We start from the raw sequence: 19,370 nt of genomic DNA on the forward strand, positions 1-19,370 counted from the left end.
AGGAAAATGAACCTGCACGACGACCGCGCCGGACGGCTGATCCTGTCGCTGCGCCAGCAGGGGGTGACGGACCCCCGCGTGCTGGCCGCGATGGAGAGCATCGACCGCGCGGTCTTCGTGCACGAGAAATTCCTGAACCAGGCCTGGGAGGACCAGGCCCTGCCCATCGACTGCGCCCAGACCATCAGCCAGCCCTATATCGTCGGCCTGATGACCCAGGCCCTGGACGTCCAGCCCCGCCACCGGGTGCTGGAGATCGGCACCGGCAGCGGCTACCAGTGCGCGGTGCTGAGCCGGCTGGCGCGCTATGTCTATTCGGTGGAGCGGTATCGCAGCCTGCTGGTCGAGGCGGAGGCGAAGCTGCGGACGCTGGAGATCGACAATGTCATCACCAAGCACGGCGACGGCGGCCTGGGCTGGATCGAACAGGCGCCCTTCGATCGCATCATGGTGACGGCGGCGTCGCCGGCCGAGCCGACCGAACTGTTGAAACAGTTGAAGCCGAACGGTGTTCTGGTCGCGCCCGTTGGCAGGACCTCGGTGCAGATGCTGCACCGCTATGTCGGTCAGGGCGACGGGTCGTTCCGGCGCGAGAGCCTGACGGAGGTGCGGTTCGTGCCCCTGGTCGAGGGGACGGCCAAGGAGGGGTAGGGGCGTGAGTGGTGAATCGTGAGTCGTGACTGAATGTCGCCCTCGATTCACCTCACGATTCACCTCTCACGAGTCACGCCGTCTCGCCGTTAACCTTCCCGCCCAACTTTGGCGATGATTGCGGGCTTGGCTTAAGCGGCGCGAGCGGGCACACCGGGCGGACAGTTTTAACCATCTAAGGAGCGGCCGGTGGCGGTGATATCGGGCTGGATCAGAGCGGTTGTAATCGCGGGGGCGTCGCTGAGCGCGGCGGCCTGTATGACCTATCCGTCCGAGCCGCAGTATTCGACGCGACCGACGGTGGGCGGGCAGGGCGCCTATCCCCCGCCGGCGCAGCAAGGTCCGTATGGTCAGCCGACCTCTCCGCAGGCTCAGCCTTATCCGCAGCCGCAAGCGACGGCGCCGGTCGGCCAGGTGGATGGGGGATATCTGCCGCCGCCGGTGACCGTGGCGCCTGCGCAGCCGACCTATGCTCCGCCTGCGCCCTCCTATCCGACCCCCTCGGGCGTGGTCACGCCGGGCGCCGCCTATGAGATCCAGCCGGGCGACACCATCTCGGGCGTCGGCCGGCGGTTCCAGACGCCGGTTCAGACCCTGATCGATCTGAACGGCCTGGGGCCGCGCGGCGCGATCACGACGGGCCAACGAATCATTCTTCCCGATGCGGCGGTCGATACAGGCCGCGACCCCTATGCGACCGGGCCTTCGCCGGCCGGAGTTCTGGTGCCGAACAGCGGCATGGCCCCGCCGCCGCCGCCGCCGCCTTCGGGCAACGCCGCGCTTCCGGCTCAAACCCGTCCGACGGCCCCGGCCGTCGGCGCGGCTCGCCCGCCGGTCAGCGCCGCGCCTTCCGCGACGCCCGTTGCGGGCGGTCCCATCGCCCTGTTGTGGCCGGTGCGCGGCGATATCCTGCGGCGGTTCGGCCCGGTCGGGATGGGCGAGCGCAACAACGGGATCAACATCGGCGCCTCGGCCGGCGCCTCGGTCGTGGCTTCGGCCGGCGGACGCGTAGCCTATGTCGGCGACGATCTGGTGGGGCAGGGGCTGACGGTGCTGGTGGTCCACAACGGCGGCTGGCGCACGGTTTACGGCCATCTGGGTTCGGCCACGGTCAAGGACGGCGACGACGTGCGTGCGGGCCAGCAGATCGGCACGGTCGGTCTGACGGCCGGCGACGGACGCCCGTCGATCCATTTCGAAACCCGCCAGATGCGCGGCGACGACCCGGTCGCGGTCGATCCCCTGACCGTATTGCCGCGCTGAACGTTTAGCCGCGTTGCAATCCGCGAGACGGAGCCCTAGGTTCCGCGCCTCGTTTTAATGGGGGCCGGCGAGGGCTGTCCCCCTTGTGTTCGGAGACTACCCATGGGCGCCCCAGCTGACGGCGGCATGATGGCCGTGATCATGCAGTTCCTGCCGATCGTCGCCATCTTCATCCTGTTCTACTTCCTGCTGATCCGTCCGCAGCAGAAGCGCGCCAAGGAACATGCGGCGGCCATCGGCGCCGTGAAGCGCGGCGACACCGTCGTGCTGTCCAGCGGCATGATCGGCAAGGTGACCCGTGTCGAAGAGGCCGAGGTCAATGTCGAGATCGCGCCCAGCGTCAATGTGCGCGTGGTCAAGACGATGATCGCCGAGGTGCGCAACCGCACCGCCATCGCCGCCAACGATTCCAAGGCCTGATACTTCGCGTATCGCTGAACCGAGACCGCCCTCATGATTCAGCTCTCGCGCTGGAAAGTCATCCTCGTCGTCGCCTCGGCGATCCTCGGCTGCCTGCTGGCCTTCCCCAACCTGCTGAGCTCGGCCCAGCGGGAGGCGCTGCCCGGCTGGCTGCCGAAGAACGCCCTGAACCTCGGGCTCGACCTGCAGGGCGGGTCGTATCTGCTGCTGGAAGTCGATGTGCCGGCGATGCGCGAAAAGCGCGTCACCAACCTGATCGAGGATGTGCGGGTCACGCTGAACGGCGAGGGAATCGCCACCAACGGCTTCCAGCGTGAAGCCGGCGGGGTGATCGTGACCCTGGCCAATCCGGGACAGCAGACGGCGGCGTTCGAGGCCCTGCGCCAGCTGGCCGGGGCCGCGGGGCCCTCGGGTCAGGTCGAGCGCACCGCGACGCGTGTGGGCGGCGACCGGATCCGCTTCGCCTACACGGACACGGCCCTGGCCGGCATGGGAGCGACGGCGGTGGACCAGTCGATCGAGGTGGTGCGCCGCCGGATCGACAGCCTGGGCACGCGTGAACCCTCCATCACCCGCCAGGGCGCCGACCGGATCGTGGTCCAGGCGCCGGGCGAGAGCGATCCTCGCAAGCTGGAGGAGGTCATCGGCCAGACGGCGCAGCTGACCTTCCAGATGGTTGATACCGAGAATTCGGTGACGGACGCCATGGCCGGACGGGTTCCGCCGGACGCCGAACTGCTTATGGACGAGCAGGGCACGCCCTATCTGGTCAAGAAACGCGTCCTGGTCTCGGGCGAGAACCTGACGAGAGCCTCGGTCGATGCTGACCAAAGCGGTCGGCCTGCTATCGGCTTCCGCTTCGATGGCGCGGGCGCCCGCCGGTTCGGCGAGGCGACGTCCGCCAACATCGGCAAGCCCTTCGCCATCATCCTGGACGGCAAGGTCATCTCGGCGCCGCGCATCAATAGCGCCATCACCAACGGGTCGGGCATCATCGAAGGCCAATTCTCAATCCAGGAAGCCGCGACGATGGTGAACCTGCTGAACGGGGGCGCCCTGCCGGCGCCACTAAACGTTGAGGAACGCCGGACCGTCACCGCCGAACTGGGCGCGGACGCCGTGTCGGCGGGCGCCCTGTCGACCGCGGTCGGATTCGCCATCATCGTGGTCTTCATGATTCTGGCTTACGGCTTCCTGTTCGGTGGCGTGTCGGTCATCGGCCTGGTGCTGAATGGGGTGCTGATCGTGGCGGCCATGTCGCTGACCCAGGCGACCCTGACCCTGCCGGGCATCGCCGGTCTGATCCTGACCTTCGCCGTGGCCGTGGACGCCAATGTGCTGATCTATGAGCGGATGCGCGACGAGGCCCGGTCGGGCCGCAGCGTGATCGCCAGCATGGACGCCGGCTTCTCCAAGGCCTGGGGCACGATCCTGGACGCCAATGTCACCACCCTGGTGGCGGCGGCGATCATGTTCGTCTTCGGCGCCGGTCCGGTGCGCGGCTTCGCCTGGACGCTGAGCATCGGCGTCTTCACCTCGGTGTTCTCGTCGGTTCTGGTGGCCCAGGTGCTGCTGGCCTACTGGCTCAAGACCGCCAAGCCCAAAAAACTGCCGATCGCGGAGTGATGGCGATGCGTGGATGGCCCTTCATCAAACTGCTGCCGCAGAAGACGAATTTCCATTTCGTCAAATACGCCCGGTTCGCCGCGGTGCTGTCGGTGGTTCTGTGCGTCGCCTCGATCGTGGCGTGCTTCGTTCCCGGCCTGAACATGGGCATCGACTTCCGGGGCGGCGCCTCGATGGAGGTGTCCAAACCGGCCGGTCAGGCTATCGAGCTGGACCGCGTGCGTGAGGCGGTCAACGGCCTGAACCTGGGCGACGTTCAGGTGCAGGGCATCGCCCGGCGCGACAGCAATGTGGATGACGGCTCGACCGCCATTCTGCGCTTCCAGGTGCCGGAAGGCCGCGACCAGACCCAGGTGGTCAACCAGGTCGAGACCGCAATCAGCCAGACCGTGGGCGAGGTCCAGTATTCGGGCGTCAGCGTCGTCGGCTCCAAGGTGTCGGGGGAGCTGTTCACCTCGGGCCTGCTGGCCCTGGGCGTCGCCATCGGCCTGATGTTTCTCTACATCTGGTTCCGGTTCGAGCCGCAGTTCGGCTTCGGCGCCGTGATCGGCCTGCTGCACGACGTGGTGCTGACCTTCGGGCTGATCGTACTGTTCCGGCTGGAGTTCAGCCTGAACATGGTCGCCGCCATCCTGACCGTCATCGGCTATTCGATGAACGACACCGTGGTGGTGTTCGACCGTCTTCGCGAGAACCTGCGCAAATACAAGACCATGCCATTGCGTGAGGTCATCGATCTGTCTCTGAACGAGACCCTGTCGCGGACCATCATCACCGGCGTGACCGCCGTCATGGTGCTGGCGGCCTTGGCGATCTTCGGCGGCGAGGCCCTGTTCGGCTTCTCGATCGCCCTGATGTTCGGCATCATCATCGGCACCTATTCGTCCATCTATGTCGGCGCGCCGATCATCCTGCTGTGGGGCGTCAAGCGCGGCGCCCTGGCCGACGACGCCAAGCCGATCAAACTGGGCATGGCCAGCCGGCCCTGATCATTGCATCCTCTCCCGGAAACGGGGGAGGGCGTGATGAGGCGAAGTTTCGTGCTGGCGGCGATGCTGCCGGCGTTTCTGGCGCTTGGCTTGGGCATGGGCGCCGAGGCCCAGACCCATGTTGGTAAGGACGCCTATCAGGGACTGCACTGGTCGGTCGCCGCACCCCAGGGCGCGTCCTGGATCCTGGTCTGTCGATTTCGCCCTGTGACGGTCTGGGTCAGTCCCTATGAGCGGGACCGCTGGATGAACATCATGACTCAGGAGGGCCGAGGCGGCGATCATGGCCGCCTGCCCGGCGACAACGGCCGCTGCACCCTGACCAAGACCGGCGGCGAGGGCTCGGTCGGGATCGCTCTGGTCAAGAACGGCGTGGCGACGTCGGCGGGCACGCGCGATCAGGCGAACCCGGCGAAGGTGACGGTGTTCTGAGCCGCGCCAAACCGGGCGTCAGCGGCAAGCAGCCTCGGCCTCGGCGGCGATCTGGTCGGCGATGGCCTCGTCTATCGGTCCGAGCAGAACCTCGGGACCCAGCGTATGGCCCCGACCAGGATGCGTGACGAACCGCGTCCGCTCGGGGGCAAGGACGCCGGACGCGGCCTGGCGCTGGCGATCCTCGCGAACCTGCGAGTCCAGGCTGCCGTAATGCAGGCTCATCGGGGCGTTCCAAGCGGCGAAACGGGTCGCGATAGGGCGGTCGTCCGTGAACCAGGACTTCCACCAGCCGTAGCTAAATGCGGGCGTCTGGGCATTGGGGTAGGGGACGTCGTCGGCCTGGGCCAGGGCGGCTGTCTTGCCCTGCTCGCACAAGGTCGTCTGCACCGTCCGAACCGAGGCGATCTCTTCGGCGCTCCAGGCGCCGTCGGGCTGAAGGAAGGGCTCCAGTCGACCGAAGACGCCGGAGGGCGTGGTCTGCCAAGTCTTGCGGACTTCGTCGTTGGTGACGACGCCGTCGCCATCCTCGTCCATCATCAGAAGCGAATCCGCATCCCGACCGGTGGATTGCCATTTGACGGCTGAGACCTTGCTTTCCAGCGGGGCACCCATGCCGATGATCAGGTCGGGTGCGGACTGCCGGCCGCCGTCCGCGACGCCGGCGACGTGAACTGCACCCTCGGAATGGGCGAAGATCACAATGCACTTGGCGTTCAGACCGGCGGGAGAGCGGGCCCAGGCCAAGACGGCTTCGGCGTCCAGGCTCAGGTTCCCGGCCGTAACGCCGGGAATGGCCAGGGCGTCCACGGCCGAGGCGGGCGGCGCGCTGAAGGTCACGCCGCGCCGGTCGTATCGAACTGCGGTCAGGCCACGCGCCGCGAACCTCTGACCGAGATCCTTGAAGACGGCGTCGCGCGGCGTGCCGGATCGGCCAAACCTCATGTCGCGGTCGAAAGCGCCGGTGCCCGCCACCAGGATGACGGCGCCGATAGGGACTGCGTCCGGCCGGTCGGTCACGCCTTGAAGAACATAACCGTCGGCGGATGCGACCGAGAAGGACTCGGGGGCGGGTTCCACCGAAGTCGCAAGGGCCAGCGCAGTAAAGAGTGCGAGCATGACGACTCCCCTGTTCAGACGGCCATCTGAACGGCAGGGCTGTCATCACGCAAGCGTCGACTGTGCCGCATGTCGGGCGGAGGCGAGGCCCCCGCCCGAAATCCTCAGCGCAGCGAGGCGGCGAAGCGCTGGATGCGGGTGCAGGCTTCTTCCAGCACGGCGTCGGAGGTGGCGTAGCTGATGCGGAAATAGGGCGACAGGCCGAAGGCCTCGCCCTGGACCACGGCGACGCCCTCGGCGTTCAGTAGTTCGGCGGCGAAGGTGCTGTCGCCGTCGATGACCACGCCCGATTCCGTCGTCTTGCCGATCAGGCCGGCGATGGACGGATAGACGTAGAAGGCGCCTTCCGGCACAGCGCAGGTGAGGCCGGTCGCCCGGTTCAGCATCGAGACGACCAGGTCGCGGCGCTTCTCGAAGGCGGCCTTGCGCTCGGGGATGAAGTCCTGGGTTCCGTTCAGGGCCTCGACCGCCGCCCACTGGCTGATGCTGGCTGGGTTGGACGTGGTCTGGCTGGCCACCTTGCGCATCAGGTCGATCAGCGCCTTCGGGCCGCCGGCGTAGCCGATGCGCCAGCCGGTCATGGCATAGGCCTTGGACACGCCGTTGACCGTCAGGGTGCGGTCGATCAAGTCCGGGGCGACCTGGGCGATGGTGGTGTAGTCGAAGTCGCCATAGACAAGGTGCTCGTACATGTCGTCGGTCAGCACCCAGACGTGCGGGTGGCGACGCAGGACGTCGGCCAGGGCCAGCAGCTCCGCCTGGGTGTAGGCGGCGCCGGTCGGGTTGGACGGGCTGTTCAGGATCAGCCACTTGGTGCGGGGCGTGATGGCGGCCTCCAGCACCTCGGGACGCAGTTTGAAGCCGTCCTTCTCCTCGCCGACCACGGTGACGGGCTCGCCGCCGGCCAGCAGCACCATGTCGGGGTAGGAGACCCAGTAGGGGGCGGGCACGATGACCTCATCGCCGGGGTTCAGGGTGGCGACCAGAGCGTTGAAGATGACCGGCTTGCCGCCCGGCGCGACGTGGATCTGCGACAGGTCGTAGGTCAGACCGTTCTCGCGGGCGAACTTGGCCACGATGGCCTTCTTCAGCTCGGGCATGCCGTCGGCGTCGGTGTATTTGGTCTCGCCGCGATGGATCGCGTCGATGGCGGCCTGTTTGATATTCTCCGGCGTGTCGAAGTCCGGCTCTCCGGCGCCGAGGCCGATCACGTCGCGACCCTCGGATTTAAGCTTCCGGGCCTGGGCGGTCACGGCGATGGTGGCCGAAGGCTTGACGCGGGCGAGGGCGGAAGATTGCAGGCTGGACATGGGTATCCCGTCGATCTTGGAAGGTTCGTGCCGGGGAAGGCGAGGTTCCTTACGCGCCGTCGCCGTTCGGGACAATCCGCCGACGCTCGCTAATCGCCGGACAGGATGATAAGCGGCGCACCTGATGCGCTGGATCATCGATTTCCTGTCGAACATGGAGGCGCGTCGCTGGCGCGCCGTGCTGGCGACGGCCCTTCTGCTGGGCGCCATGATCGCCCTGTTCGCCGTGGGCAAGAGCCAGTTGGGCCTGGACGCCGAGGTGAGGCTGGAGGCCTGGCTGGGCGGGTTCAGGCATGGGCCTTGGGGACTGCCGGCCGCCATCGTCGTCTTCACCGTCGCGGCCTTCTTCGGGGCGCCGCAGTTCATCCTGATCGCCGCCTGCGTCGTGGCGTTCGGGCCGTGGTTCGGGTTTCTGTACAGCTGGATCGCCACGGTCGCCTCGGCCGCCGTCACCTATTGGATGGGGCGCGGGCCGACAGCGCGCCTGCTTGAACGGCACGGGGGCAGGACGGTGGGGCGGCTGACCCGGTTCGTGGGTCAGAACGCCTTCTACGCCAGTTTCATGATCCGCAACGTGCCGTCGGCGCCCTTCATCGTCGTCAACATGGCGTTCGGCGCGGCGCGGGCGTCGTTTCCCGGCTTCCTGGCCGGTTGCGCGCTCGGAGTGCTGCCCAAGACGGCCCTGGTGGCCTTCTTCGGCGGATCCTTCATGACGGCGGTCAGCGGGGACGGGGTCTGGACCTCGGCCATACTGGCAGGCGTGGCCCTGGCCTGGCTGGCTCTGATGCTGGGTGTTCGCGAATGGGTGAAGCGGCGCGAAGTCGCTCGCGGCGACTGATCCGACAAGGGAGAGGCAGCATGTTTCACAGGCTGTTTCCCACCCTCATGACGCTAACGTGAACACCCCCAAGCGCGGCTGTTCCACAGGGTTGGGGGTGAACTTGGATACGGTGCGCTAAGGGGGTTGTATTCCCTGTTTCATACGGGCACACGGGCCAACGGTAGACGTGGCGAAGACGATCAGGAAGCTGTCCGACAAGGGGATGTCAGGGCAGCGGGGCGTCGCCAGGTCAACTGCGAAACTGACGCCCTCGGTCAAAGAACAACGGTATCGATTCCCATGAGCTTTTCCCTTTTCGGCGCGATCTCCAACGACATCGCGATGGACCTGGGCACCGCCAACACCCTGATCTATATGAAGGGTAAGGGCATCGTCCTGAACGAGCCTTCGGTCGTGGCCCTGCGTAATGTCGGCGGACGCAAGATCGTCCACGCCGTAGGCATTGAGGCCAAGCAGATGCTGGGCCGCACCCCGGGCCACATGGAAGCCATCCGCCCGATGCGTGACGGCGTCATCGCTGACTTCGAAGTCGCCGAAGAGATGATCAAGCACTTCATCCGCAAGGTGCATAACCGCAAGGGCTTTGTGAACCCGAAGATCATCGTCTGCGTGCCGTCGGGCGCCACGGCGGTCGAGCGTCGCGCCATCAACGACTCCTGCCTGAACGCCTCGGCCCGCCGCGTGGGCCTGATCGACGAGCCGATGGCCGCCGCGATCGGCGCAGGCCTGCCGATCCACGAACCGACCGGCTCGATGGTCGTCGACATCGGCGGCGGCACGACGGAAGTGGCCGTCCTGTCGTTGTCGGGCATCGTCTATTCGCGTTCGGTCCGCGTCGGCGGCGACAAGATGGACGACAGCATCATCAGCTACATGCGTCGCAACCATAATCTGCTGATCGGCGAGACGACCGCCGAGCGCATCAAGAAGGACATCGGCACCGCCCGTATCCCGGCCGACGGCGAAGGCCTGTCGATCGAGGTCAAGGGCCGCGACCTGATGCAGGGCGTGCCGCGCGAGGTCCGCATCTCGGAACGCCAGGCGGCCGAAGCCCTGGCCGAGCCGGTGACCCAGATCATTGAGGCTGTGAAGGTCGCGCTGGAGGCCACCCCGCCGGAACTGGCCGCCGACATCGCCGACAAGGGCATCATGCTGACGGGCGGCGGCGCCCTGCTGCGCGGCCTGGACATCGAGATTCGCGATCACACGGGCCTGCCGGTCTCGGTGGCAGACGATCCGCTGTCGTGCGTCGCCATCGGCTGCGGCCGCGTTCTGGAACATCCGCGCTGGATGAAGGGCGTGCTCGACTCGGCGCTCTGATCAATTCGTCGGCGGCCGGGTGCGAACCTGGCTGCAAATCCTTTCGGCCCTTCGCGATCAACGGTTCCATTCTGGCCCTGATTTTGCGATAGGCAGGCATGACGGCAGGGGCGCCTGCCGATTCCAACCCCTTATGTGGAAGGTCGCCCGTGGCGTTTCGCGACGGCCCTTTTGAAAACCTGAAGGTGCCGCTGGCCTGGACCGCCGCGGTGGTCGCAGTCGTGGCCATGGCGGGCGCGGCTATTCTTCTTGTCAGCGATCGCACGACGCCGGACGGCGGCTCCAGCTATGGCGGGGCGCGGGGGGCTGCGGCCTCTGTGACCGGGCCGGTCAGCGGCGTCTTCGCGGCGCCGGTGCGCTGGGTCGGCGCCGTCACCGATTACATCGGCGGGTATTTCTTTGCAGTGTCCGAGAACCGGCGGCTGAGGGCCGAGGTGGCCGAGTTGGAGCCCTGGCGCGACCAGGCCATCGCCTTGAAGAACGTCAACGCCCGTTATGAAGCCATGCTGGGACTGCGGACCGAGCCGGCCGTGCCCATGGTCACGGCGCGCGCCATTTCGGATGCCCGCGGCCCCTTCAATCGCGCGAAGCTGGTGGATGTCGGCGCGTCGAAAGGCGTGCGGATCGGCAATCCGGTCATTAATGAGCACGGTCTGATCGGCCGCGTCACCGGCGTCGCCGGCGGCGTCAGTCGCATGGTGCTGCTGACCGACGTCGCGTCCCGTACGCCGGTTCTGGTGGACCGCACCGACGCCCGCGCCCTGCTGACCGGCGACGGCAGCGACAACCCCCGGTTGGAGTTCGTGCGCGGGGCCGGTTCTGTGCAGGCGGGCGACCGGATCCTGAGTTCCGGCGATGGCGGCGGCCTGCCGCGCGGCATTCCCATCGGCGTGGCGGCCAAGGGGATCGACGGCAGCTGGCGCGTGAAACTGTTCAGTGATCGTGGCGCCATCGACTATGTCCGGGTTCTGCTGTTCCAGGACTTCGGCCAACTGATCGATCCGCATGCGCTCAATGCGCCGCCCCTGGCCGGCTTGACCACGGCGCCTCCGCCGAACGCTGAACAGGCGGGCGCCATAGGCGACGCGGCCGCACGCCGTCAGGCGGCCGCTGAGGCCCAAGCGGCACGGGCGCGCGCCGCCGCCGCCGTCGCCGCGACACCGCCTGCAACAACACCGGCGGCGCCCCAGGCGCGTCCCGTTCAAACTCGTCCGGCGCAACCTCGACCCGCCGCCGAGGCGCCGTCGGCGGCGATATCTCCACAACCAACGCCCGCACAGGCGACGGAGGGCGCGACGTGAGACGTCCGGTCGCGGTCCGCGTCGTCGGACCTCTGCAATGGATCGTCTATCCGGCCCTGGCGGCGATCGCCGCCACCATCATCTTCGCCACGCCTGTGCAACTGTTCGGCTTGATGCTGCCAGAGCCCGTGTTTCCGATGGTGCTGGCCTTCGCCTGGCCGCTGATCCGGCCGTCGATGACGGCGCCCGCAGTATTGTTCGGGCTTGGTCTGTTCCTGGACCTGTTCTGGAACGGACCTCTGGGCCTTTGGGCTCTGTGTCTGATGGGCGTCTATGTCGTGATCCTTTTGTCGCGCAATCTGCTGGCTGGGCATGAGGGGGTGATCCGCTTCGCCTGGTATATGGCCTGCACCCTGGCCGCCTTCCTGGTCGCCTATGTGATCGTGGCGGTGAGGGCGGGCAATCCGCCGGCGATCCTGGCCCTGATCGGCCAGATTCTGCCGACCCTGATCCTGTATCCGATCGCCGACTGGATGCTGGAACGGTTCGACGACGGGGATATCCGGTTCCGATGAGCGGCGAACCCTCCATCTTCTTCGCCGACGTCAACGAGCGCCAGGGCTCCTTCCTGCGCCGCACCTTCGTGTTCGGCGGGCTGACGGCCCTGGGGGTCACGGCCCTGGTGGGGCGGCTGGCCCAGCTTCAGGTCGTCCAGGCCCAGGAATATGCGACCCTGTCGTCGCAGAACCAGTTCAACTTCCGCATGGTCCCGCCGCCGCGCGGCCTGATCAAGGATCGCAACGGCGTGGTCATCGCCGGCAACCGGCCCAGTTTCCGGGTGCTGGTGGTCCGTGACGAGACCAAGGATCTGGACCAGACGCTGGACCTGCTGGGCCGGCTGCTGCCCGATACCCTGGAGCGCCGACGGGCCATCATCCGTGACGTCAACGCCTCGTCCAAGTTCAACCCGGTGCCGGTCAAGAGCGACCTGACCTGGGAAGAATTCGCCAAGGTCAACCAGTACGCCAACGAACTGCCCGGCGTCATGGCCGACATGAACGAGGCCCGCTACTATCCGTTCGGTGGCGCCTTCGCCCATGTGATCGGCTATGTCGCCAAGGTGAACGACCGCGACGTCAAGGCTATCCGGGACAAGGGAGAGACGGTCCCTCCGCTGCTGTTCAACCCCAGTTTCCGCATTGGCCGTCAGGGAGTCGAGAAGGCTCTGGACGAAGCCCTGCGCGGAGAGCCAGGCGGCAATCGCGTCGAGGTGGATGCACGCGGACGTGTGGTGGCCGAGGACGTCGGTGGGTCGCGTCCCGCTGTGCCCGGCAAGGAAGTCGTGTTGACCCTGGACGCCGACGTTCAGAACCGGGCGCTGGAGGTGTTCGGCGACGAGTCCGGCGCCTGCGTCGTGATGGACGTGCGCAACGGCGACATCCTGTGCATGATGTCGGCGCCCTCGTTCGACCCCAACCTGTTCGTCGGCGGCGTCCCGTCCAAGACCTACAGCGCATTGCGTGACTACGAACGCAAACCGTTGCTGGACAAGACGATCAACGGCACTTTCGCGCCCGGATCGACGTTTAAGCCGACAACGGCTCTGGCCTTGCTAGAGGCGGGTGTCGATCCAAGCCAGTCGGTCGTTTGCACCGGGGCGTTCCGTAACGGCAACCGTATCCAAAGGTGCTGGGGCCGTCACGGCGTGCAGAACATGCACGACGCCATCAAGAACTCCTGCGATGTCTATTTCTACACGATGTGCAATCGCGCGGGCGTGGATCGCATCCGACAGGCGGGCTTGGCGCTTGGGTTCGAACATCTGTTCGATATCGGCGTCGATAATCAGAAGAAGGGACTGTTGCCGTCCACTGAGTGGAAGGCGCGCACCTTCCCCAATGATCCGAAATGGCATCCCGGCGAGACAACCTCTGTGGCTATCGGCCAAGGGGCGATCACCGTCAACGCTCTGCAACTGGCCGTCATGACTTCGCGTCTGGCCAATGCTAAGAAGGCTTTGCAGCCTCGCCTGATCAAGTCGATCGGCGGGGTCGAACAGCCCAGCGGCGCCGCGGTGCCGGATTTGCCGTTCCAGCCCGAGCATGTCGAATATGTGCGTCAGGGCATGATCGCGGTGGCCAATGATCGGGGCGGCAGCGCCTATCGCCAAAGCCAGTTGGGTCTGGGTGATATCCAGATGGCGGGCAAGACTGGCACGGCCCAGGTTCGCAACTATGGGGCGGGCACGCGCAAGTCGAACATCTGGGCTTTGAAGGACCACAATCTGTTCGTGGCTTTCGCGCCGATCGACGAACCGCGCTATGCTGTGGCCATCATTATTGAACACGGCGGCAAGGGGGGAGCCACGGCTGCGGCTCCGCGCGCGCGCGAGGTGATGCGCACGGTCCTGCTGAAGGACCCGGACATGCGCGCCCGGATCGAGCGGCCCCTGCCGCCGGAACCCGTGGGTCCAGACATCGACGAAGGCCTGGTCGGGGCGGCGCCGGAGCCGGACATCGTCGTTTCCACCCCGGCCGACACCGCACCGTCCGACCCCGCGCGTTCGCCTTCGGGTCCACGCCCCTATCTGTCCGAGCCGCGCTGATGACCGCTTCCGCCCTGTCCCGTCCCGGCGAGCGCGAGCGCGTTTCGACCAAGATCAGCCAGATCGACTGGCGTCTGCTGGCCCTGATCTGCGTGGTGTCCGGCACCGGCGCATTGATGCTCTATTCCGTGGGCGGAGGGTCCTGGTCGCCGTGGGCGGCGAAACACCTGATCCGCTTCGGCATGTGCGTGGCCCTGATGCTGGCCCTGTCCATGGTCAATATCCGCTTCTGGTTCGGCCTGGCCTATCCGGTCTATGGGGTGGCCCTGCTGATGCTGGCCCTGATCGAGGTTCCGGGCCTGGGTTATACGGCCATGGGCGCGACCCGCTGGCTGAACCTCGGCGTGACGCGCATCCAGCCGTCGGAGATCATGAAGATCGGCGTCGTTCTGGCCCTGGCGCGCTGGTATCACGGCGCTTCGGCCAAGGAGGCCAGCTTCCACTGGAAGCTGATCTATCCAGTCGCCATCATCGGCCTGCCCTTCCTACTGGTGGCGCACCAGCCGGACCTGGGCTCGGCCATGCTGATCGGCCTGACCGGCGCGGCCATCATGTTCATGGCGGGGCTGAGCTGGAAGATCATCGCTGCTGTGGGCGCCGCCGCCGTGGCGCTGATCCCGCCCTATGTGATGTTCGGCATGCACGAGTATCAACGCCACAGGGTGCTGACCTTCCTGAACCCGGAGGCCGATCCGTCGGGCACGGGCTATCACATCATGCAGTCCAAGATCGCCCTGGGCTCCGGCGGCTTCCTGGGCAAGGGGTTCGGCCTGGGCAGCCAGAGCCAGCTGGAATTCCTGCCCGAAAAACACACTGATTTCATCTTCGCGGCGGTGTCCGAGGAGTTCGGTTTCGTCGGTTCCTTCACCATCCTGGCCTGTTATGCGGCGATCATCCTGATCTCGCTGCGGATCGCATCCCTGTCGCACAGCCATTTCGGCCGTCTGGCTGCGTCGGGGGTGACCGCGACCTTCGCCATGTATGTGCTGATCAACGGCGCGATGGTCATGGGGCTGGCGCCCGTCGTGGGGGTGCCGATGCCGCTGCTGTCCTATGGCGGCACGGTGATGCTGACGGTGATGATCGGTTTCGGCCTGGTGATGGCCACGCGCGTGCACCGTTACGCCGAACTGCCCAAGGGCCAAGGCCTGATCTGATGCGATTGCCCCCGTGGGAGCGGGGGACGGGCCGTCGCCCGCGCAGCGTCTCGCGGCGACGGATTTCCACCACCAGATCAACACCTCAATTCGGCGGGCCGAATCATGAGCGAAACGAAGCCGACCTCCCCGGAACTGGCCTCCCCGGAACTGGTCTGGGACGTCCGGGCGGAACTGGGCGAGGGGGCGGTATGGGACGCCGAGCGCAAGGCGGTGTGGTTCGTCGACATCAAGGGTCGAAAGCTGCATCGTTATACGTCCAGGAGCGGCGAGACCGCCTTGTGGGACACGCCGGACCAGACCGGCTTCGTCCTGCCGGCCGAGGACGGTTCGCAGGTCTACGGCGGCTGTGGCGGCCTGCATCGATTCGACCCGGAAACGGGCGTCGTCACCATGATCCAGCCGGTCGAGGCGGACCGGCCGCAGAACCGCGTCCGTCCGTGAGCGCCGAAGCCGTAGTCCGATTGCGCGCCGGAGACTGGCGCGCCTCCCTGACGCCGGGTCTGGGGGGCGCGATCCTAGACCTGAGCCTACATGGCCGATCGGTGTTGCGGCCAACGCCGAAGGGGGCGACCGACCTGCTGGAGACCGCCTGTTTCCCGCTGCTCCCCTACGCCAACCGGATCGCCGACGCGCGGTTCGTGTTCGAGGGGCGCGAGGTCAGGCTGACCGCGCTGGACCGGTTCGCCCCCCACGCCCATCACGGAGACGGCTGGCTGAAGCCCTGGGCGGTCGAGGCCGTCGACGATGCGAGCGCCGACCTGAGGCTGGACTGGTCGGACCAGGCTGCGGCCCAAGCAGGCGGCTGGCCTTGGCCGTGGCGGGCGCGTCAGGCGGTCAGGCTGACGGACCAGGGGCTGGAGATCAGCCTGTCGGTGACCAACACCGGCGATACGGTCATGCCCGCCGGCCTGGGCCTGCATCCCTATTTCTCCAGACATCCAGACACCCGGCTCAGGCTTTCGGCGACGGGGGTGTGGCTGACCGACGCGCGCGGAATTCCCGAACGGCTGGCGGCGCCGGATGCGGTGGCGGACTGGGGCGACGGCCTGGCCCTGGCCGAGGCCCCCTTTGTCGATCACGCCTACGCCGGCTGGACCGGCGAGGCCCTGCTGGACGGGGACGGGCACCGCATCGTGCTGAACGGCGGCGCGGGCGCGGACTGGGTCCAGGTCTATGCTCCCGTCGGGGCCGACTTCTTCTGTGTCGAGCCGGTGACGCACCGACCGGACATTCTGAACGGGACGCCGGGCGAGGCCGGCGGGCTGGCGCGACTGGCGCCAGGCGAACACCTGACCCTGGTCATGCGTCTGACGGCCGAAGCGATCTAGAGGCCGTTCCGCGCGCCGCCCGTTCCAGGCCGTCACGAAGGCGGCGGCGTTGCGACCGACCTGCTCGGGCGATTGGCCGGGCTTGAACACGGCAGGCCGAAGCCGGAGGTGCCATGCTTGAGCCCGCGATAGAATACCGCCGGATCGTCGACAGGTTCGGTCTGCCGCACGACAGCCGCTGACGGGCCGCCGTGGCGGCGACGCAGACGAAAAAGCCCCGGTCCCGCCTGGCGAGACCGGGGCTTTTCCGATCCGGCTGAAGCGTGTCAGGCCTTGGGGGCGGGGGTCTTGTCCGAGGAACTGCGGGCCAGTTCGCGGTTGAGCCACAGGGCGACCAGGGTGCAGATCGCGCCGGACAGCAGATAGGCGCCGGCGGCGATCAGGCCGAACTGGCTCGAGATCCACAGGGCGACCAGGGGGGCGAAGCCGGCGCCGAACAGCCAGGCCAGATCCGAGGTCAGGGCCGACGATGTATAGCGGTTGGCCAGGGAGAAGCTGGACGCCACCGGACCGGAGGCTTGACCGAACGACAGGCCCAGCAGGATGAAGCCGGAGATCATGAAGGTCAGCTCGCCGATCGCCCCGCCGTTCAGCAGCTGGGGGGCGAAGCCCGAGAAGGCGGCGATGCCGGCGGCGGTGACCGCCAGCAGGGCGCGTCGGCCATAGCGATCGGCCAAAACGCCCGAAGCGAGGATGGCCAGCAGCCCGAAAACGGCCCCGACCATTTCGATCAGCAGGAAGCGGACCGGCGTTTCCTGGGTGAACAGGAAGACCCAGGACAGGGGGAAGACGGTGACCATGTGGAACATGGCGAAGCTGGCCAGGGGGGCGAAGGCGCCGATGGCGATCCGGGGGCCTTCCGCCTTGATGGCGGTGTGGACCGGAGTGGGCTGCAGCTCGCGGGTCTCGAACAGCTTCTGGAAGCTGGGGGTCACGACGATGCGAAGGCGGGCGAACAGAGCCACGACGTTGATGGCGAAGGCCACGAAGAAGGGATAGCGCCAACCCCAGTCCAGGAAGTCGGCCGCCGACAGGGTGTTAAGGAAGAAGGCGAACAGGGCAGAGGCGACGATCAGGCCGATGGGCGCGCCCAGTTGGGGAATCATGGCGTACCAGCCGCGGCGATTCTCGGGGGCGTTGACCGCCAGAAGCGAAGCCAGGCCGTCCCAGGCGCCCCCCAGCGCGACGCCCTGACCGATGCGGAAGACAGCGAGCAGTACGGCGGCGGCGATGCCGATGGTTTCATAGCCGGGCAGGAAGGCCACCGCGACGGTCGAGGTGCCCAGCAGGAACAGCGCTATGGTAAGCTTGGCGCCGCGCCCGAACTTCTGGTCGATGGCGATGAACAGGGCCGTGCCGAAAGGGCGGGCCAGGAAGGCCAGGGCGAAGATCGCGAAGGACAGCAGCGTGCCGCCGATCGGCCCGGCGAACGGGAAGATCAGTTGCGGAAACACGACCACGGAAGCGATGGCGTAAACGAAGAAGTCAAAGAACTCCGACGTCCGGCCAATGATCACGCCGATGGCGATTTCGCCGGCGTCCACCTTGCCGTGATCGGAGTGGAGGGCTGCGGCGTCGCGTTCCAGCGACTCTGACGAAGGGGTCGTCGAGACGGACATGGGCTGGGATCGCTCCGTGAAATTTGAGATTTGGGCATGCGTCGGTAATGCCGCATTATGACCGGGCGCCCTTTGCGACGAAAGTCGCGATCTGAGGATAGGACAGATTGTCCAATGTCGTTTCTGATCGAAGCTGACTATCCGGCCCAGTTCGAACGCCAACCGTCGCGACTCCTCCCTGTTGTCCGATGTTTCCCGATTGGAGCCGCCTTGCGCCGTCTGCGCCTACTCCTGCTCGTGCCCATGGTGGCGCTTCTGTCGGCCTGTAATCTGGTCGTGCTGAAACCCGCCGGCGACATCGCCCAGCAGCAGGGCGACCTGCTGATGATCTCCACCCTGCTGATGCTGATCATCATCGTTCCGGTGATGGCGCTGACCGTATTCTTCGCCTGGAAATACCGGGCGTCGAACAAGGACGCGGAATACCAACCGGACTGGGACCACTCGACCCATCTGGAGGTCGTGATCTGGGCTGCGCCCCTGCTGATCATCATCTGCCTGGGCGCCCTGACCTGGGCCGGCACTCACCTTCTCGATCCTTACCGCCCGATCGACCGGATCAAGCCGGGGCAGGCGGTGGACGAAAGCGTTGAGCCGCTGCAGGTCAATGTGGTCGCGCTCGATTGGAAATGGCTGTTCATCTATCCGCAGTACGGCGTCGCCACCGTCAACGAACTGGCCGCGCCTGTGGATCGCCCCATCCGCTTCCACATCACCTCGTCCTCGGTGATGAACTCCTTCTATATTCCCGCCCTGGCCGGCCAGATCTACGCCATGCCGGGCATGGAGACGAAGCTGCACGCCGTCATCAACCGTCCGGGCGAGTATGAAGGCTTCTCGGCCAACTATTCCGGCGACGGTTTCTCGCACATGCGTTTCGCCTTCCACGGTATGGACCAGGCAGGCTTTGACGGCTGGATCGCCGGGGTTCGCCAGGGCGGTCAGGCGCTGGATCGCGACCGTTACCTCGAACTGGAAAAGCCCAGCGAGAAGGTGCCGGCGATGCGTTTCTCCACGGTCGACGGCGGCCTGTGGGACGCGATCCTCAACATGTGCGTCGAGCCGGGCAAGATGTGCATGGGCGAGATGATGGAAATCGACCGCAAGGGCGGCCTGACCATGGCCTCGGTGCGCAACACCATGCCGCTGGTCTATGACAAGTACGCCGGTCGCGGAAAGAACGCGGCCATCTTCGGCTCGAACGACAGCTATGTCATGACCATCTGCACGCCGCTGCAGGCCGAGGCCGAGGCCGAGGCTGCGGCCGCTGATCGCATCCGCCGGGCCGAACTTGACGCGGCCAGCGCCCCTGTCAGCCTGGCGCCTTTGTCGGGCCTGGGTTTGACCCAGGGCGTGCCGATGGCGTCGCTGACCACAGACAAACAATCGACGGGGGCGGTTTCGACCGACGTCCGTTCCTCCCCCAACGCCTGAGCGAACACAGTC

Annotated in this window: 18 protein-coding genes; 15 read left to right on the plus strand and 3 right to left on the minus strand. The window is 66.7% G+C overall.

Features of this window, described 5'->3' with window-relative positions:
* Positions 1–6 precede the first annotated feature (6 nt).
* The 6 genes from ACW18C_RS07925 (at position 7) to ACW18C_RS07950 (ending at position 5,381) form a co-directional block, all read left to right on the plus strand.
* Entirely contained in the window at positions 7–651 is a 645-nt protein-coding gene (locus ACW18C_RS07925; protein WP_287927024.1) for a protein-L-isoaspartate(D-aspartate) O-methyltransferase, read from the plus strand.
* Between the two features lie 189 nt (positions 652–840).
* A complete protein-coding gene (locus tag ACW18C_RS07930; RefSeq protein WP_492073882.1) occupies positions 841–1,914 on the plus strand; it encodes a peptidoglycan DD-metalloendopeptidase family protein in 1,074 nt (357 codons plus the stop codon).
* Between the two features lie 102 nt (positions 1,915–2,016).
* Positions 2,017–2,334, plus strand: coding sequence for a preprotein translocase subunit YajC (gene yajC, locus ACW18C_RS07935; protein ID WP_008262385.1), 318 nt, complete (start codon positions 2,017–2,019; stop codon positions 2,332–2,334).
* Positions 2,335–2,367: 33 nt separating this feature from the next.
* Positions 2,368–3,960: a protein translocase subunit SecD gene (secD, locus tag ACW18C_RS07940; RefSeq protein ID WP_492073884.1), complete on the plus strand. Its 1,593-nt coding sequence runs from the start codon at positions 2,368–2,370 to the stop codon at positions 3,958–3,960.
* Complete coding sequence (gene secF, locus ACW18C_RS07945; RefSeq protein WP_492073886.1) at positions 3,960–4,949, plus strand: protein translocase subunit SecF; 990 nt, start codon at positions 3,960–3,962, stop codon at positions 4,947–4,949. Before secD ends, secF begins: the two co-directional genes overlap by 1 nt.
* A 36-nt stretch (positions 4,950–4,985) precedes the next feature.
* Complete coding sequence (locus tag ACW18C_RS07950) at positions 4,986–5,381, plus strand: hypothetical protein (protein WP_492073888.1); 396 nt, start codon at positions 4,986–4,988, stop codon at positions 5,379–5,381.
* Between the two features lie 18 nt (positions 5,382–5,399).
* On the opposite strand, the gene ACW18C_RS07955 is transcribed toward ACW18C_RS07950, so the two are convergent.
* Both ACW18C_RS07955 and ACW18C_RS07960 read right to left on the minus strand, forming a co-directional pair.
* Positions 5,400–6,500 (minus strand): alpha/beta hydrolase, encoded by a 1,101-nt coding sequence (locus ACW18C_RS07955; protein ID WP_492073890.1) that lies wholly within the window; start codon positions 6,498–6,500, stop codon positions 5,400–5,402.
* A gap of 104 nt (positions 6,501–6,604) precedes the next feature.
* The gene (locus ACW18C_RS07960; protein WP_492073892.1) at positions 6,605–7,810 is read right to left on the minus strand and encodes a pyridoxal phosphate-dependent aminotransferase; all 1,206 of its coding nucleotides are present in this window, start codon (positions 7,808–7,810) and stop codon (positions 6,605–6,607) included.
* Positions 7,811–7,934: 124 nt separating this feature from the next.
* Here ACW18C_RS07960 and ACW18C_RS07965 point away from each other — a divergent pair, with 124 nt between their 5' ends.
* The 8 genes from ACW18C_RS07965 (at position 7,935) to ACW18C_RS08000 (ending at position 16,305) form a co-directional block, all read left to right on the plus strand.
* Complete coding sequence (locus ACW18C_RS07965; protein WP_492073894.1) at positions 7,935–8,648, plus strand: TVP38/TMEM64 family protein; 714 nt, start codon at positions 7,935–7,937, stop codon at positions 8,646–8,648.
* 282 nt (positions 8,649–8,930) lie between these two features.
* On the plus strand, positions 8,931–9,971 hold the full coding sequence (locus tag ACW18C_RS07970; protein WP_008260883.1) for a rod shape-determining protein: 1,041 nt from the start codon (positions 8,931–8,933) through the stop codon (positions 9,969–9,971).
* Between the two features lie 149 nt (positions 9,972–10,120).
* Positions 10,121–11,272, plus strand: coding sequence for a rod shape-determining protein MreC (mreC, locus tag ACW18C_RS07975; RefSeq protein ID WP_492073896.1), 1,152 nt, complete (start codon positions 10,121–10,123; stop codon positions 11,270–11,272).
* Positions 11,269–11,787 (plus strand): hypothetical protein, encoded by a 519-nt coding sequence (locus ACW18C_RS07980; protein WP_292148697.1) that lies wholly within the window; start codon positions 11,269–11,271, stop codon positions 11,785–11,787. Before mreC ends, ACW18C_RS07980 begins: the two co-directional genes overlap by 4 nt.
* The gene (mrdA, locus tag ACW18C_RS07985; protein WP_372704571.1) at positions 11,784–13,817 is read left to right on the plus strand and encodes a penicillin-binding protein 2; all 2,034 of its coding nucleotides are present in this window, start codon (positions 11,784–11,786) and stop codon (positions 13,815–13,817) included. The genes ACW18C_RS07980 and mrdA overlap by 4 nt, the downstream gene beginning before the upstream one ends.
* A complete protein-coding gene (gene rodA, locus ACW18C_RS07990) occupies positions 13,817–14,974 on the plus strand; it encodes a rod shape-determining protein RodA (RefSeq protein ID WP_008259084.1) in 1,158 nt (385 codons plus the stop codon). Before mrdA ends, rodA begins: the two co-directional genes overlap by 1 nt.
* Positions 14,975–15,079: 105 nt before the next feature.
* Positions 15,080–15,418, plus strand: a complete 339-nt coding sequence (locus ACW18C_RS07995) for an SMP-30/gluconolactonase/LRE family protein (RefSeq protein ID WP_492073899.1) — start codon at positions 15,080–15,082, stop codon at positions 15,416–15,418.
* Positions 15,415–16,305, plus strand: a complete 891-nt coding sequence (locus tag ACW18C_RS08000; protein WP_492073901.1) for an aldose 1-epimerase — start codon at positions 15,415–15,417, stop codon at positions 16,303–16,305. Before ACW18C_RS07995 ends, ACW18C_RS08000 begins: the two co-directional genes overlap by 4 nt.
* Before the next feature lie 266 nt (positions 16,306–16,571).
* On the opposite strand, the gene ACW18C_RS08005 is transcribed toward ACW18C_RS08000, so the two are convergent.
* Positions 16,572–17,924 carry an MFS transporter gene (locus tag ACW18C_RS08005; protein WP_008260602.1) on the minus strand — a complete coding sequence of 451 codons (1,353 nt, stop codon included), beginning with the start codon at positions 17,922–17,924 and terminating at the stop codon, positions 16,572–16,574.
* A 210-nt stretch (positions 17,925–18,134) separates the two neighbouring features.
* Between ACW18C_RS08005 and cyoA the strand changes: the two genes are divergently transcribed.
* Entirely contained in the window at positions 18,135–19,358 is a 1,224-nt protein-coding gene (gene cyoA, locus ACW18C_RS08010; protein ID WP_492073903.1) for a ubiquinol oxidase subunit II, read from the plus strand.
* Positions 19,359–19,370 lie beyond the last annotated feature (12 nt).

This window comes from Brevundimonas sp. FV1ye7S (assembly GCF_058680995.1).

Bases quoted from the DNA above. Each gene is read 5' to 3' on its own strand.
- ACW18C_RS07925 (WP_287927024.1), top strand. From the start codon at position 7: ATGAACCTGCACGACGACCGCGCCGGACGGCTGATCCTGTCGCTGCGC.
- yajC (WP_008262385.1), top strand. From the start codon at position 2,017: ATGGGCGCCCCAGCTGACGGCGGCATGATGGCCGTGATCATGCAGTTC.
- secD (WP_492073884.1), top strand. From the start codon at position 2,368: ATGATTCAGCTCTCGCGCTGGAAAGTCATCCTCGTCGTCGCCTCGGCG.
- secF (WP_492073886.1), top strand. From the start codon at position 3,960: ATGGCGATGCGTGGATGGCCCTTCATCAAACTGCTGCCGCAGAAGACG.
- ACW18C_RS07950 (WP_492073888.1), top strand. From the start codon at position 4,986: ATGAGGCGAAGTTTCGTGCTGGCGGCGATGCTGCCGGCGTTTCTGGCG.
- ACW18C_RS07955 (WP_492073890.1), bottom strand. From the start codon at position 6,500: ATGCTCGCACTCTTTACTGCGCTGGCCCTTGCGACTTCGGTGGAACCC.
- ACW18C_RS07960 (WP_492073892.1), bottom strand. From the start codon at position 7,810: ATGTCCAGCCTGCAATCTTCCGCCCTCGCCCGCGTCAAGCCTTCGGCC.
- ACW18C_RS07965 (WP_492073894.1), top strand. From the start codon at position 7,935: ATGCGCTGGATCATCGATTTCCTGTCGAACATGGAGGCGCGTCGCTGG.
- ACW18C_RS07970 (WP_008260883.1), top strand. From the start codon at position 8,931: ATGAGCTTTTCCCTTTTCGGCGCGATCTCCAACGACATCGCGATGGAC.
- mrdA (WP_372704571.1), top strand. From the start codon at position 11,784: ATGAGCGGCGAACCCTCCATCTTCTTCGCCGACGTCAACGAGCGCCAG.
- rodA (WP_008259084.1), top strand. From the start codon at position 13,817: ATGACCGCTTCCGCCCTGTCCCGTCCCGGCGAGCGCGAGCGCGTTTCG.
- ACW18C_RS07995 (WP_492073899.1), top strand. From the start codon at position 15,080: ATGAGCGAAACGAAGCCGACCTCCCCGGAACTGGCCTCCCCGGAACTG.
- ACW18C_RS08005 (WP_008260602.1), bottom strand. From the start codon at position 17,924: ATGTCCGTCTCGACGACCCCTTCGTCAGAGTCGCTGGAACGCGACGCC.